General features: G+C 67.7%; 14 protein-coding genes. 7 read left to right on the forward strand and 7 right to left on the reverse strand.

Features of this window, described 5'->3' with window-relative positions; translation table 11 throughout:
• The first annotated feature begins 8 nt into the window (after positions 1 to 8).
• Together Q0654_RS00895 and Q0654_RS00900 are read left to right on the forward strand one after the other, a co-directional pair.
• On the forward strand, positions 9 to 476 hold the full coding sequence (locus tag Q0654_RS00895; RefSeq protein WP_298849527.1) for a hypothetical protein: 468 nt from the start codon (positions 9 to 11) through the stop codon (positions 474 to 476).
• Between the two features lie 291 nt (positions 477 to 767).
• Positions 768 to 1,025, forward strand: a complete 258-nt coding sequence (locus Q0654_RS00900; RefSeq protein ID WP_298849529.1) for a hypothetical protein — start codon at positions 768 to 770, stop codon at positions 1,023 to 1,025.
• A 528-nt stretch (positions 1,026 to 1,553) separates the two neighbouring features.
• On the opposite strand, the gene Q0654_RS00905 is transcribed toward Q0654_RS00900, so the two are convergent.
• The 5 genes from Q0654_RS00905 to Q0654_RS00925 all read right to left on the reverse strand — a co-directional run bounded on the left by Q0654_RS00905 (position 1,554) and on the right by Q0654_RS00925 (position 6,510).
• On the reverse strand, positions 1,554 to 2,348 hold the full coding sequence (locus Q0654_RS00905) for a DUF2182 domain-containing protein (protein ID WP_298849531.1): 795 nt from the start codon (positions 2,346 to 2,348) through the stop codon (positions 1,554 to 1,556).
• Positions 2,345 to 3,892, reverse strand: a complete 1,548-nt coding sequence (locus Q0654_RS00910) for a tyrosinase family protein (protein WP_298849533.1) — start codon at positions 3,890 to 3,892, stop codon at positions 2,345 to 2,347. Before Q0654_RS00910 ends, Q0654_RS00905 begins: the two co-directional genes overlap by 4 nt.
• Before the next feature lie 266 nt (positions 3,893 to 4,158).
• Positions 4,159 to 5,739, reverse strand: a complete 1,581-nt coding sequence (locus tag Q0654_RS00915) for a protein kinase (RefSeq protein ID WP_298849536.1) — start codon at positions 5,737 to 5,739, stop codon at positions 4,159 to 4,161.
• A gap of 111 nt (positions 5,740 to 5,850) precedes the next feature.
• Positions 5,851 to 6,129, reverse strand: a complete 279-nt coding sequence (locus Q0654_RS00920) for a hypothetical protein (RefSeq protein ID WP_298849537.1) — start codon at positions 6,127 to 6,129, stop codon at positions 5,851 to 5,853.
• Between the two features lie 99 nt (positions 6,130 to 6,228).
• Positions 6,229 to 6,510: a hypothetical protein gene (locus Q0654_RS00925; RefSeq protein WP_298849538.1), complete on the reverse strand. Its 282-nt coding sequence runs from the start codon at positions 6,508 to 6,510 to the stop codon at positions 6,229 to 6,231.
• Positions 6,511 to 7,463: 953 nt separating this feature from the next.
• On the opposite strand from Q0654_RS00925, the gene Q0654_RS00930 reads away from it, so the two are divergent.
• From Q0654_RS00930 to Q0654_RS00950, 5 genes are all read left to right on the forward strand, one after another.
• Positions 7,464 to 7,799, forward strand: coding sequence for a hypothetical protein (locus tag Q0654_RS00930; protein ID WP_298849540.1), 336 nt, complete (start codon positions 7,464 to 7,466; stop codon positions 7,797 to 7,799).
• 42 nt (positions 7,800 to 7,841) lie between these two features.
• Entirely contained in the window at positions 7,842 to 8,378 is a 537-nt protein-coding gene (locus Q0654_RS00935) for a DinB family protein (protein WP_298849542.1), read from the forward strand.
• Positions 8,379 to 8,479: 101 nt separating this feature from the next.
• Positions 8,480 to 9,034, forward strand: a complete 555-nt coding sequence (locus tag Q0654_RS00940; protein WP_298849543.1) for a class I SAM-dependent methyltransferase — start codon at positions 8,480 to 8,482, stop codon at positions 9,032 to 9,034.
• A 2-nt stretch (positions 9,035 to 9,036) separates the two neighbouring features.
• On the forward strand, positions 9,037 to 9,846 hold the full coding sequence (locus Q0654_RS00945) for a glucose 1-dehydrogenase (protein WP_298849545.1): 810 nt from the start codon (positions 9,037 to 9,039) through the stop codon (positions 9,844 to 9,846).
• Between the two features lie 9 nt (positions 9,847 to 9,855).
• On the forward strand, positions 9,856 to 10,218 hold the full coding sequence (locus Q0654_RS00950; protein WP_298849547.1) for a hypothetical protein: 363 nt from the start codon (positions 9,856 to 9,858) through the stop codon (positions 10,216 to 10,218).
• 495 nt (positions 10,219 to 10,713) lie between these two features.
• On the opposite strand, the gene Q0654_RS00955 is transcribed toward Q0654_RS00950, so the two are convergent.
• Positions 10,714 to 12,417, reverse strand: a complete 1,704-nt coding sequence (locus tag Q0654_RS00955; RefSeq protein WP_298849549.1) for a hypothetical protein — start codon at positions 12,415 to 12,417, stop codon at positions 10,714 to 10,716.
• A 55-nt stretch (positions 12,418 to 12,472) separates the two neighbouring features.
• On the reverse strand, positions 12,473 to 14,563 hold the full coding sequence (locus Q0654_RS00960; protein WP_298849588.1) for a glycosyltransferase: 2,091 nt from the start codon (positions 14,561 to 14,563) through the stop codon (positions 12,473 to 12,475).
• Between the last annotated feature and the right edge of the window lie 260 nt (positions 14,564 to 14,823).

Raw genomic sequence — 14,823 nt, forward strand, 5'->3', positions numbered from 1 at the left:
TGCTCGCCTTGAGCCTGTCCGCCTGTTCGAGCGGCCCCGACCTGCAGGTGCCCGAGGGCCTGTCCGCGTTCGAGCTGCGCGAGGTAGTGACCGAGTTCAACCCCCTCTGGGACCCCGTCGAGCGTGCCGTGACGGATGTCCGTCTACTGGACGGGCGCAGGCTCGCCGATGATCGCTACGAGCTCGACGCCGAGTACGAGGTTCTCTGTGTTGCCAAGCGTGAGCCAATGCGCGCGGAAGAACTGGCGCTCATCGGCCGCAACATGCGCGCCCAGGGGCGAGAGCAGGAGTGGCTGCGCATGGAGGCCCAGCGGAAGGCGTCCGAAGCCCTGCTGGCTGAGCGCGTGGGCGATATGACGCCAGGCGAGAAGCGCTGGTTTCGCGACACCTTCGTGCTGGTGCGAGTCAATGAGGCGTGGGTGCCTGAACACATGGCCGCGCGCATGCGAGAGGACCAGGCCGCCGCTCGGCGTTGATGCGGGCTCTTCGCGCGAAGGGTCGCATACCAGGGAACGCGTTCCGAGATGGGTGGCGAGCCGTAGCTCGGCCTCGGCTGCTCGTGATTCTCCACCCCATGAGGATCGCGCGTGGACGGCGAGCCGGTCTTCCAGCCTGCGAGACCTGCGCTGCCGCTGAACACAGATGCAGTGCTGTTGACAGCGCGAAGCCATTACACTCGGTGACCGTGTGCCGCCCGCGCAGCGCCTTTCGGCGCGATTCCCTTCCGAGCCGCGACTTCCTGATTGACTCAGACATGGAGACTTCACATGGGCAGTTTCAGCATCTTCCATTGGCTGGTGGTTCTGAGTGTTGTGCTTCTGCCGCTGGCCCTGATCGCCTTGATCGTGGCGTTCGCGCGTCGGTCTTCGCGCGCTGGCGGTAGTACGGGTCAGCGCCTGGTTGGACAGACAGGCAAGCCGCCGGTCGAGGCGCGTCTGTTGGCTCTCGATGATCTGAAGACCAAGGGCCTGATCTCCGACGAGGAACACGCCGCACAGCGCGCTGCGATCCTGCGCGAGGTGTAGGGTCAGGCGAGCGGGGCGAAGGGGATTGGCGAACCTTTGATCGTCTCCCTCAAGCGGCTGGCTGCATTGCCGTATAGGTCAGGCCGTTGTTCCGCTCTGAACGCTGGATCCCCGCGTTCGCGGGGATGACGAGTCAAAGGTCTCTGCAAGAACGCGTAACCCGCTGGCTGGGCTGAGGAGCTAGCAGGGAGCTGCGCGAGCGGGCGAGCGGGCGACCTCATTTTGGAGTCGTTCCGTCACCGCGCGGTAGTGCAAGCCTCGCACGCGTCGCCCCGCGCAGGCGGGGGCATGTCATGGCTTGGGTCGAACGCCAGTGCTTTGTAGGAGCGAGCTCGCTGGCGACCCACAGGGTGAGCGCAGCGCACAGGTTGTGGTCGCCTGCGAGCAGGCTCCTACCATAAACGCGCGCTTCAACCTCGCCGCTGCCCGCTCTTGGCAGAAGCGAGCTCGCGACCCGAAGGGTGAGCGCAGTGCGCAGGCTACGGTCGCCCGCAAGCAGGCTTCTACGCGGAGCGCGTGCGGACCAACTCAGGTTTCCTTGAGAACACCTGCATCGGCACACGGGGTCGATCGCCACGCAGCGCGCAGGCGAATGCGTGCGGCCACGATGCGGCTGAGCTTGCCCAGGCCGCGCAGCTGCCAGCGCAGGGGGCGCGGGCCTTCGAGGCGCTCGGCGCTCATCAGCACGGTGGCGGCCAGCATCGCTGCGGTATGGCCCTGGACGAGCAGCATCGGCACCAGCATCAGCGCCCAGCACGAGCCCAGGCACCACAGGCCGTGGCTCAGACCGAAGCGCAGGGCGTCGCGATCCGCAGCCCAGCCGAAGGCAGACAGCGCCCTGTGTTCATGGCTGCGATTCAGACAGCGCTGCTTGATGGGCGAGCACTGCCAGACCAGCGCCAGCAGGGCTGCGATCAGTGCCGGGCCCCAGGACTGCGGCGCGACCAGGCTCAGCAGCAGCGACAGCGGCACGAGCACCCCGCCCGCGAGCAGCCACACGCCGAAGTAGCCCAGCGCGAACAGCGTGAGCGCGCGCGGGCGTCGCTGCCGGAAGCTGCGCTGATGCACGTGCAGCAGGGGGGCGACCAGCGTCGGCAGCATCATCGCCACCAGCATCAGCAGCCAGCCGCCCAGCAGGGCCGACGGCGGATGCAGCTGCAGCAGCACCGCAAGGCTGGGCCAGGCGCCGGTCGCGGCACCGCTCCAGCAGAAGGGCGATGCCGAGGCCTGCGCGGCGTGACCCAGGTGCAGCACCCAGGCGACGGCACTCAGCGCAAGCGCGACGCCGGCGATATGCCGGCGTGCGCGTGCCCGCTCTGTCACTTGTGGCTCTCTCGGTAGAGGCTGATGCGGCCGACGCTGATCGGCTCATCGGCATCGACGGCATTGCTGGGCTGGATGCGGACATCGAGGGCGTCGGTGGCCAGCGCGTTCTCGACGTAGAGGCTGTCGATCAGGGCGGTGACGTCCAGCTCGAAGCTGAGCCCGTTGCCGGCATGCTCGGCGTTCTGTGCGCTGGCGCGACGCAGGCCGAAAAGGGCGACCGTGCCGGCCAGCTGCTCGTTGACGTAGACCTGCAGCTTCTGGGCGTCGCGCGCGCCGCGCACGTTCTCAAGCTGCAGGTAGGCGCGATCGGGCGGCGCGTCCAGCGAGGCGGCCTTCAGGCTGTCCGACATCTTCGAACGCACGCCCGCATCGAGTTTCACCTGCGCGCGCGCGCCCGAGCTGCGGATCAACAGGCTGCCGTCGTGGCTGCCGACCAGCTCCGAGGCGGTGGCGGTGTCCTTGTCCTGATCGGATGCACGTCCGGCCATATCGGGGGCCCCCAGCTTGTGCAGACGGATGGCGAGCGGTGCGCGGGCGGCGGCGGGTGCGGCCGCCTGCAGGTCGTCATAGGTGTAGTCGGTCTTGCCGAGATCGTCGACATCAGCAGGGGTGTACACCCAAGTGCTGCCGTCCGCCATCGGCATGACGAAGGGGCGTTCGCCGGCGGCAGCCGGGCCCTTCAGCCAGGCTGCGCTGCTGGGGTTGGCATTGCCCTTGGCATTCCACGCCGCCCACATGCGGTCGATGTTGGCGTGGTGCAGGTAGAACACGGGATCCAGCGCGGCGATGCCGGGGTCGGCCATCAGGCCCCAGGTCTGGCCATTCGGCGCGTTGCCGCCGACGTCGACATGCACCATGTTGTGCGGGTTGTTCTCGAGGTTGCCGCTGACCTGGCCATCATGCGAGAAGCCCGTCTGCGGGCCGCCGAAGCCGGGGCGCGGCGTGTCGGCATTGCTGCCGGTGTAGACGGTGTTGTTCATGCAGGCGCCGGACACCGGCGGCACCGGGATGAAGATGTCGCCGTTGTTGTTCGGGCCGTAGCGCGCCGTCACGAACAGCGGGTTGGGGGTCTTGCCGTCCGGCAGCGTGGCCTGGGTGAAGGCAGGCGGGATCTCGTACTGCGTGTCGGGGCCGAGGTAGTTCCAGTAGGGCAGGGCCCAGCTTGCAGGTCCGCCCAGGGCGATGATCGCCTTGCGTAGATGGCCCTCGAGCGCGATCAGATAGCCGCGGTGCCAGGGCGGGAAATACCAGCTCTGGTGCTGGCACTGGTCCCAGAAGCTCTTGATGTCGGAGCCCGAGGGCAGGGGCGTGGTCGGTACCGCCGGCACCGGCGGGATCGCCTGCCAGCCGGGGAAGCCGCTCTGCTGGTTCGGCGTGCCCGGCAGGTACTGGCCGTGGATGGCGGCGAAGAACCACCAGCTGTTCCGATCGTTCAGGGGCAGCGCCATCATCGCGCCCACGCCCTTGGCGTACCAGAGCAGGTCGGGGTTGTCGAAGGTGCCGCCCTGGTTCCAGGCGTTTGAACGGGTGTAACGGGCCATGTGCATCTCCTTCGGTGGTGGGTGCAGCGGGGGCTCGGGTGAGGTGGTCGTGATGCGTTGAGGTCTGCCGTTGCGTCTGCGATGTCGGCTCCTGCGCGCGGCGTCCAGCGGGCGTTGGGTGCCTGTGCGTTGTGTTCCTTTGGCGAGCAATCGCGTTGGCGAACGCCACCCGTGGCGGGCTGATCAAGTATCTGGATGCCGTGACCCGCGCGCAGCTGTCGGATCTGACAGGCCGGCAGACGGCGCGCGATGGTCGCAGTGGGGCTCTAGTCGGCGGCGAGGGCAGGCTCGGCGATCAGCATGTCCTGCACCTCCTGCCACATCTTTTCGCGCACGCGACGCACCACGGCGGAGTCGCGTTTGGCCGGTGTGGGTACGGGCAGCACGCTGCGCGCATACGGCGCCAGCGCATCGACCACGGACTGCGCGCTGGGGCGGCGCAGGGGATCGGTGTGCAGCAGCTGGGCGACCAGGTCGCGCACGGCCGGCGGCACCTGCTTGCGCAGACGGCCCAGTGGTGGACGCTGCGTTGCCGAGGCCTGGGCACCTGGCTCGACGTCGTCGCGGTGCATCAGCCATGAGCTCAGCAGCTGGTGCAGGGTGGCACCGAGGCCGTAAAGGTCTTCGCGCACATGGCTGCCGGCGAAGGCGCCATGCCGGGCTTCGGGCGGCATGTAACTGGGCGTGCCCCAGGGGATGTTGCTGGTCTCCTGAAGGCGCAGCGCACCCTCGAAGTCGACCGGGCGCAGGCGTCCGCTACGATCGACCAGCACGTTGGCGGGCTTCAGATCGCGCCAGACCCAGCCGGCTGCATGCAGCTGTGCAACCAGTTGGGCAACGGCGGCGCCGTAGGCCAGGGCTTCGTCGATAGGCAGCTTTTTCTGCGGGTCGGCGCAGGCCATCAGCAGGGGCTCGCCGTCGATGTGCTCGATGACCAGATAGCGATGCTCGCCAATGCAGAAGCTGTCGATCACTGCGGGTGCGGCGAACGCGAGCCCGTGCATGGCCCGCAGGATGGCCTCCTCGCGCTCGACGTAGCTTCGCCCGTCCTGGCCGAGCCAGTTCGTCTCACCGTGGCGACGGCCTTCCTTCACCACGCAGAGCCGTGCGGGCGAACGCTCGATATCGACCGCGCGATACACACCGCCCTTGCCGCGCTGCATGAAGGCCTCGTAGCAGAGGAAGCGCGTCTGCAGCGGGGTCGGTGGCGAAGCGGATTCCGACTGGGCGGCAAACGGGCACTCGACCCAGTCCGGCACGGCCTTGCCCGGCTCGCGCAGGTCCGGCACGCGTTCGCCCGAAGGCGTGCGCAACACGCTGACGCGGCTGCCGTCCTCGGTTTCCATCTCCTCGTGGCCGAATGCACCGTAGCGGAAGTAGACCGCGCTGCCGGGCCGCAGTTGACGGTCGAAGGGCACGGCCGGGGCCGGGAAGTCACGCGTAGCGGCGTGAAGCAGCTCGGCCAGTTCGACGGCCTGGGCGGCGTCGCGCGGGTAGACGGTGATGAACTTGCCGATCTGGCTGAAGCCGAACGGAATCGCGCTGTTCAGCCGGCTCAGCAGATTCAGGGTCTTGACGGACTTGAAGGCCACGCCGCGCTCGACCAGCAGGGGCGCGCAGCGCTCGAATACCGTGATGGCGTTGGGCAGGGTGGCAGAAATGTGCAGCTTCCAGCCTTGCGCGGGATGCGGCACCTGCGGCGGACGATAGCGCCAGCCGCTCTTCGCGGGCACGACCGGGAGGTATTTCTCCACCAGTGCGCGCCACTCTGTCTCGTGATCGGCTGCGCGCACGCTGCGCGGTGCCGCTTCGGCTTCTGCCGTGAACGATCGATGGACTTCAAGCACGAGCCTTCTCCATGGAATGCAGGCCGGGTAGGGGCAGCCCGACGCCGATGCGCTCACGGCATCGGCACGAGCATGGGCGGCCGTCGCCGGAGCGACGGCCGCCGGCGTGGATCAACTGCTGGTCGTGGTCGTGGTGGTGGTGCACAGCGGCGTGCTGGTGGTGGTCACCGTGCGGCTGTGGCAGGTGCAGGCGGCCACCGAGGCGCTGCCGGCGGACATCGCCTGCAGCTCTTCGGGGGTGGATGCGAACTGCGAAAAGTAGGTCTTCCACTCGCTGCTGCCGGCGCCGGCATGGATGGCCTGCAGGCCCTGCGTGCGCAGCTGGTCGGCGAACGCCTTGTCATCGATTGCGCGCTGCACGATCTCACTCGTCTTCTGCGAAAGTGCCATTTCTGCGTTCCTCTTCAAGGGGATTGAGCAACCGGGCTGGCGCGAAGGCGAACCCGGCGCGAAGGGGGGAAAGCTGCGTGTGGCTGGCGGGCTCGGGGATCAGCCGGAGCCGGTGGTGGTGGTGCCGGTGCAGATCGGGCTGGTGGTGGTGGTCACTGTGGTGCTGTTGCAGGTGCAGGCGGCCACCCCGGCCTTGGCACCCAGGGCCTGCAGCTTCTGCGGGTCGGTGGCGAGGTCGGCGAAATGCTGTCCGCCGAAGTAGGTCTTCCAGGCCGGGCTTTCCTGCCCGCCCAATACCGCGGCCACCGCCTGGCTGCGGATCTGTTCGGCAAAGGAAGGATCGGTAAGCAGCTTCTGTACGAACTCGGTTTGAGCAGCCATGAACGTGTCTCCATTCTTGTGGGAAGGAACAACGGCGTTTTCCGGTGGCGGGAGGGGGCGTGCTTCCGACGATGCGTGCGCAGGTGCGGACAGGGCAGGCAGGCCCTGCGTCCACCGCTACGACGGCCACTCCATCGTCAACAGGCAAAGCGCGGCCTGCGATCGACGTGGCGCGCCGAAGCGCGCACGGCCACAGCGACGGCTGCGGTCGATCGAGTCCGGATGTCAGCGGGATGACGTCGGCTGCAGGAGGTCGGAGCCGCTCCTGCAGCGCAGCCTCAGTGGCCGCGGACGCCGGTGAAGTGACGTCTTGATGCAGCGAAGTCGCCAGCATCTGCCCTCATTGCGTTCCCCTTGCATGTCGACAGCACCCGGCGGCGCGGAGGCAGTGCTGTATCGAATGGGCGGCCTCACGCGAGCCCCTGGCTGATGCACTCGGGTTGCTCGCGTCGCCAATCCAGACTCTGCGCGCCACCGCCGTGGGTCAATGCACAAGCCGGCGGCTCGTCCGATTCAGGACCGGAACACACCCAAAACAACCGTCCGCGCCACGTCGGTTTGCAAGCGTGGAGGCACTGGGGTGCTCTGCATGCAGTGTGTGAGGCTCGATTCATTCCCGCTTCGGTTCGTCATGCGCGAAAGCTTCCCGCTTGTACCCGCGTTGAACGACCTGAGCACTTCGCGATGCCCGCATGGGGGTCAGGAAGTCCCACGGGAAGCGGAACCTCCCCGCGCTTTCATTGAGGCGCATGCACACGCGTAGGCTGTCGGATGTTCCCGGAATGAACAGGCGGCACATCACCCCCACGCTGCGAGCCGGGAACGTGGATCGCTTCGACGATGCTTGTGAAGACTGCCTGTCGCTGGCAGGCTCGCGCAGCACCTGCGGATGTTTCTGCAGGTGGGGCCTGGCATCGCCATGACCGGTTGCCGCTTCATGCGAGGGACGCGAGATGGAAGAAAACCCCTACGAAACGCCGAAGTCCGATCTGTCGACACCCCGCATCGGGGCCTGGAGCCAGCCGCAGGTGCGGAAAGCCGCGCGGATCGCCTGGCTGTGCTTCTTTCTGATTTCGGGCGTCGGCGGCATGGTCGTGGGCGGCCTGGTCGGCGCTGCGGTGGGGGCCGGCCTGGGCATGGCAGGCTGGTCTATCGAGACGATCCAGATCGCCACCTTCGTGCTCGGGATCGTGCTGGGCGTTCCGATCTCCTACTTCGTCTTCCTCTGGTCGATACGCCGCTTCATCGTGCCGGCCTTCGATGCGTCAATGTCCGCAGCCAGGCTCTGACGTGAGGAGCCCGCCCAACACCTTCACGAGTACATCTGATTCATGACACCGCACTGCGCGGCCCTGATGGCCGACTACAACCAGTGGATGAATGCCCGTCTGTACGAAGCGTGTGCTGCGCTCGATCCAGCAGCGCTGGCTGCGGATCGAGGCGCGTTCTTCGGTTCCATCCTCGGGACGCTGAACCGCATCGCCGTGGCGGATACGCTCTGGCTGCATCGCTTCGCCCGCCACGAAGCCTGTTTCACGAGGCTTGGCGGATTGGCGGGCTTCCCCATGCCGGGCTCGCTGGACCAGCCACTGGCGCCCGGGCTGCCTGAGCTGCATCGCCATCGACAGGCCTTGGACGCCCTCATCGTCTACTGGGTGTGTGAGCTGAACGACGCACATCTTGAATCCCATCTGGTCTACAGCAGCGTTGCCGGAGTGCGCTTCGCGCGTCGTTTTGGCGACCTGCTGCAGCACTTCTTCAACCACCAGACCCACCACCGTGGACAGGTGTCGACCTTGCTGTGCCAGTGCGGCATCGATGTCGGCGTCACCGACCTGCTGGCGAGGATTCCCAATGTCGAGCCCTGAGCCCGGCAAGAGTCGCTCGGCGCAGCACTTCCAGCCTCGCCACCGCACCGCCAGTCGCGGACAGCGCGTGTTGCGAACATCACGGGGCTCGGGAGGCGCATATGTCCGCGCCTGATGCTTATCGTCCCCCGCGCTATATCCTGGCGCCCTACGTGGCCACTGCGGACGATGTCGTTGAACGCATGCTCGATCTCGCGGGCGTGGGCTCTGCCGATATCGTCTTCGACCTGGGCTGTGGCGATGGTCGGCTGGCGATTGCTGCGGCCCGACGCGGTGCGCGTGCCTACGGCGTGGATATCGAACCCTGGTGGGTCGAGCAGGCGCGGCTGAATGCCGCGGCGGCGGGCGTGGCGGATCGCGTGCGCTTCGAGCTGCGCGATGCGATGGATGTGGACACATCAAGCGCGAGCGTGGTCGTGCTCTACCTCGTGCATTGGTCCACCCAGCGGATGGCGGCCGAGCTGCAGGAGCGCTGCGCGCCGGGCACGCGCATCGTCTCCAACAGCTTTCCCTTCGAGGGCTGTGCTGGGGCGCGTACGCAGACCATCATCGATGCCACCGGCCAGTCGCGCGACCTGCACCTGTGGGTGCTGCCGGAACGCGGGGACGCCGCATGCGCTGAAGGCATGGGACAGCGGGAATCAGAGAGGGAGTGAGCATGCGTCTGAAGGACAAGGTCGCCCTGGTGACGGGGGCGGGGCGGGGGATTGGCGCGGCGATCGCGCGTGTCTTTGCGAACGAGGGCGCGTGCGTCGTCGTCAGCGATATCGATGACGATTCCGGCAGTGAGCGTGTGCGCGCGCTGGCGGGCCGAGGGCGATTCGCCCGGCTGGACGTGCGCGAGGAGGCGCAGTGGGTCGACGTCTGCGCCGACCTGATGCGCACGGAGGGGCGCCTCGACATTCTGGTGAACAATGCGGGCATCACCGGCTTCGAGGCCGGCTTCGTCGCCCGTGATCCCGAGCACGCGTGCCTCGAAGACTGGCGGGCGGTGCACGCCACCAATCTCGACGGGGTGTTCCTTGGGTGCAAGCACGCAATCCGCGCTATGCGTGCTCGCGGCGAAGGCTCGATCATCAACATCTCCTCGCGCTCGGGCCTGGTCGGCATTCCTGCCGCGGCGGCCTATGCCTCCAGCAAGGCTGGCGTGCGCAACCACACCAAGTCGGTGGCCCTGTACTGCGCGCAGCAGGGCCTGCGGATCCGCTGCAACTCGATCCACCCGGCCGCCATCCTGACGCCGATGTGGGAGCCCATGCTGGGCAGCGGGCCCGAGCGCGAGGCGAACATGGCGATGTTCGTGCAGGACACGCCGCTGCGGCGCTTTGGCACGCCCGAGGAGGTCGCGGCAGTCGCGGTGCTGCTGGCCTCGGACGAGTCGGCCTACATCACCGGAGCGGAGTTCAACATCGACGGCGGCATCCTCGCCGGCTCGGCGGGCGCGCCGGTGGTGGAGGATCGAGCGTGAGTGCCCACGATGAACGCAGTGCTCGGCCACCCTGGCGCAGCGCGGGTGCGAACTCCGATGTCTGATCAGCGGGTTCTGAAGCTGCTGCTGGCCTTGCTCGCAGCCGCAGGCCTGATGGCTCTGCCGGGTCTGATCTGGCCGGCGTGGCTGGACTCGCCGGCCGGCTGGGTGGTCTTGATGCCCTTCTTCCTCGCCCATGTGTTGCGGGGCGCCGGCGTACCGGGGCTGATCGAGAACGAGGGCGCGTGCGGCTGGGGCTGGTGTTCGCCCACGACGCTGGGGTGGGCCGTTTCAGCGCTGATCTGCGTTCTGGTGATATGGGCACTTGCGGCTGTGCTGGTGCATGCATGGATGCGGGTGAGGCAGCGCTGAGGGACTTGGAGCCCAGGCCGTCTGCCAAGCATTTCTTAGGCAGCCGGTGCGCTTCAGTGCATTGAGTGGCTTGCGTCAGATGGGCTTGCTGTCATTGTTCCGGCAGAGGCGTCACTTACACCTGCTGTTGGTTTGTTGACTTCGTTCGAGTCGAAGCCTCTCTCGCACCTGCTGGCGGATGCGCTGCGCTTATCCGCCCTACAACCGCGAAAGACGCCTTGCGCGCACCGAAGTCTCAGACCGTTGTTCGCGAAGGTCGGAAAGACCAGCGACGCCTTGCCCGAACCGGAGCCACAGACCCTTGTTCCCGAAGGTCACCAAGGCGAGGGACGCCACACCTGCAGCGAAGCCGCAGGCCGCAGGCCGCCGTTTGCGTAGGGTACATAAGCGCAGCGCATGTACCAGAACCTCGCCCCAGGCTCGAACCCTATGCCGGCAGGTGCCGCGCGTACCGCTCACAGGTTGCTGCTCTTTCCTGCACGCAGCCCGACAAACTCAAGGCCGCACGCAGGCGGCGGGCTCGAAGCCGTCGCAGAACACCTGCGCCCCATCGACCTGCCGCTCGAACGCACCAAGGTCCGGCGCGCTGCCGCTGAAGCCGTCATTGATGTTGGCGATGCGCTCGCCGGTGTCGACCACGCGCATGTCATTGGCGAGGCGCAGATCGGCTTCGGCGTACTGCGTCAGCGGGTTCTGCGGGAATGCGGGCGCTGCGGCGAAAATCGCCATGTCGACGCGCTGAGCCTGGGTTTCGCTGCTCAGGCTGCGCAGCTCCGCGAGGCTGTTGAAACTGAGCGTGCCGATCCGGCCGCGGAAGTCGCTGCGCGTCGTGCCGTAGCCGTTGTGGTTGAAGCTGCTGGTCGCGGTTTGCAGATCTACGAGGTCGAGCACCCGCCCACTGCCGCTGCTGTAGCCGTTCCAGCTGCCGGGCTCACCGCCCAGAAACAGGTTGTTGCGGGCGTAGGCATGGGCGATCGGGACGCCGGCATAGGCGTTGAAGCCATCGCCGGTCTTGACCACGGTGTTGTGCAGCAGCACGTCACCGCGGCTGCTGCGGTAGAGCTTGAAGGGCAGGTGGGCGACGTTCCAGGCGACATTGCGGATGAAGTAGTTCGGGCCGCCCAGCGCAGGCTGCGAGGAGAACGCAATAAAGCTGTTGGTCAGCACGTTGCCGATCTGCCGGCAGTTGTGCAGGCAGAAGTCGGCCTCGATGCCATCGTCGGCGGACTCGCTGATGCGGTTGTCCAGCACGTCGATGCTGTACTGATCGACCGCCGCGCTGTCCTCCATGAACGAGATTCCGTCGCGAAAGCCACGCACGCGGTTGTTCTGGATCACATGGCCTGGCCCGTTGACCACAATCCCCTCGCCACGATTGTCGCCGTCGACGCCAAAGGCGCTCTCCTGCCAAACGGTAGTTCCGTTGACGGTGTTGCCGGCGATGTAGGCGCGGGCGCAGCGGGTGAAGCAGACGATGCCATCGCCATTGAAGTCGGTGGGCGAGGCGTTGACCGTGCTGTCGAGGAGCGCGATGTCGTCTGAGGCGTTGAAGCGGATGCGTCCATTGACGGTGAGCGCCTGCAGGATCACGTGCCGGCGCGAGAACAGGCCCAGCTCGCCGTTGATCTGCGCGCCCGGCAGACCGCGCAGCGTCAGCGGCAGACCCGCGGCACCATCGCGCTGCAGGCTGAAGCCGGCATAGCTGCCGGCCGCCAGCTCGACAATGTCGCCCGGCTGGGCCTGGCTCAGCACGTTCGCCAAGGTGGCGGGCGTGGCGCTGCGCACGCTGCCGCCACCGGGCTGGGGCAGGCTGCGGGTGCGCGCGTTGAGCAGGCGTGTCGCGCTGCCGCCATCGGGGTCGACGAGGCTGAGCTCGATCTCGTAGTCGGTGCCCGGCTGCAGACCGAACACGCTGCCGGCGTGGCGGTTCGACCAGCTGAAGCCGGCATTGCTGCCGGCCGGCACCCGCCGCAGCGGCATGCCTTCGCGCCAGCTGCCGCCCACGCTGCGGAAGCGCACGGACACCACGCCGTTGGCATTGCTGTCGCCGCTGAACTCCCAGATCAGACTGAGGTGCTGCAGGGTGGGTTCGGGTGCACTGGCGGCACCTGCCTTGGTCGCGGTCTGCGCCTCGACGCGCGAGGCAGACGCCAGCAGCAGGAGCAGGGCGAGCGGTGCAGCGATCGAGACGTGGCGCATGGGCGTCCTGCGGGGGTGGCCGAGGACGCTACGATACGGTCAATCGCGCTGCCGTTCAGCCCCCGAACAAGGCCCGCACCGCCTGGCGCGCGCTCTCGAAGCCGAAATGCCGCTCGACGTTGGCCAGGCCGCCCGCCGACAGCTGCTGCCAGAGTTCGCGGTCGCGGTAGGCGCGCAGCACCTCGGCCGCGAAGTCCTCTGCGCTCTCGGCGACCAGCACATCGACGCCGGGCTCGGCGTGCATGCCTTCGATCGCGATCGGCGTGGCCACCACCGGCTGGCCGTAGCTCATGCTCATGTTGACCTTGCCCTTGACGCCAGCGCCGTAGCGCAGCGGAGCCACTGCCAGCCGGCAGTTGTCCATGAAGGGCTCGATGTCGGGCACGAAGCCCTGGAACATGATCCCGGGCCGCTCGCCCAAGGCGCGCACCTCGTCAGTGGCCTTGCTGCCGACCACGTGGAAGGTGATCTCCGGCGCTTCGGCGCGGATCAGCGGCAGCACTTCATCGGCGAACCACAGCACCGCATCGACGTTCGGGGTGTGCTGGTAGCCGCCCATGAAGACGATGTCGTGGCGCTGTTCGAAGGGCTTGCGGCAGCCGAACACCTCGTGGACGTTGGAGAGGATGTCGACGCGTGCGCCGGGGGCTTCCGTGGCGAGCAAGGCCTGCTCGACCGGACTGACCACGAGCGTGATGTCGCTGCGGCGGATGAGATCCAGCTCCTTCTCGCGGGTCTGCGCGGCCTGGCGGCGCAGGTCCTCGCGCCCGGACAGCTCGGCCTCGCGCTGCTCGCGCAGGTAGTGCAGGTCCACGGTATCGAACACCAGCCGCGCCTGCGGCGCGTGCAGGCGCACCAGGTCGACGTACTGGGTGGCGATGTAGTGCCGGCTCAGGACGACCAGATCGAAGTGGCGGCCATGCTCGGCGAACCAGCCGGGCACATCGGCCAGGAAGGGATGCCAGAGCACCTCGACGCCGAGCTGCTGCAGCTCGCCGGTGTAACGCTCGACGAAGGCGCGGTTGTCGGCGAAGAAGCTGACCGCCACCCCCTCGGCGCGCAGCACGCGCATCAGGTTGACCATGCGCAGCGAGCCGGAATCCTGGTCCGGCGTCGGCGTGGTGGCATCGATGATCAGCACGCGGCGGCCGTCGCGATGCTGACGCGCCAGCTCGATCGGCGTGCCCGGCGCCGGATTCGCGCGCAGCCGCTCGCCCCAGCGCTCAAGAAACTTCTGCTGGTTGACGACCTGGTAGGCCTTGATCCCGGTCGAAGTGTCGGTGCCCGAGCTCACACCCTCGAAATGCACCACCGCCGACTTCGGCTGGTAGAGCACGCGCAGGCCGTGGGCCCAGACCTTCATGGCGAGGTCGGTGTCTTCGTAATAGGCCGGCGCGTAGTGTCGGTCGAAGCCGCCGAACTCGGCGAACAGGTCGGCGCGGACGGCGATCGCTGCACCCGAGCAGTAGTCGACCTCGCGCAGGTAGTTGTACTCGGGCGCGGCCGGGTCGCCGAAGCGGCCGTAGTTCCAGCCCGAGGCGTCGCTGAAGACGATGCCGCCGGCCTCCTGCAGGCGGCCGTCGGGGTAGATCAGCTTGGCGCCGACCAGGCCCACGCGCTCCTGTGTGTCGAAGGTCTCGACCAGCGCATCCAGCCAGCCCGGCTGCACGGCGGTGTCATTGTTGAGGAAGACCAGGTAGTCGCCGCGCGCCGCGGCCGCGCCGGCGTTGCAGGCGCCGATGAAGCCGAGGTTCTGCGGATTGCGCTGGTAGCGCAGGCCCTCGATCTGCGGCAGCGTGGCTTCGGTGTCGTCGGACGAGCAGTCGTCGACGACGATGATCTCGGCGGCAACCTTTGATGGGTGCGCCGCGATCGAGCGCAGGCAGGTCAGGCTGTGGTCGAGATGGTTGTAGACCGGAATCACCACGCTCACCCGCGGTGCGTCGGGGCAGGGCAGGGCGAAGGGCGCGAAGGGCTGGCTGCCTGGAATCTCAAGCATGGTCTGCGGCAGCTCGGGTCGCACTTCGGCACGGATGCGCTGCAAGGTGCCGCTGACACCGCGCGTGCGCAGGCTGCGCAGTCCGCGGCCGATGAGGGAGCCAGCGCGCTGGCGGCGGAAGCCGAGGCTGGCCAGGCCGCGCTCGATCAGCTTGCGCGCGCCACGCAGTGGACGGGTGAGCTTCCAGGAGCTGCTCTGCAGAATGCGATTGCGCTCGGCTTCGAACTCGTCGCGCTGGCGCTGCAGTGAATCGACCCAGGCGCCGAGACGACGCACCTCGTCATCCAGGGCGGCCAGGCGCAGGGCCGCGATCCGGGTCAGGTCCGCGTGCGTGGCTTCCTCGCGCGCCTGCTCGACCGACTCGCCGGCAGCGCGCAGCGTCTCCAGCAGCTGATTCCTACCCTGTT

This window comes from uncultured Aquimonas sp., from assembly GCF_937888285.1.
Lineage (GTDB): Bacteria > Pseudomonadota > Gammaproteobacteria > Xanthomonadales > Xanthomonadaceae > Aquimonas.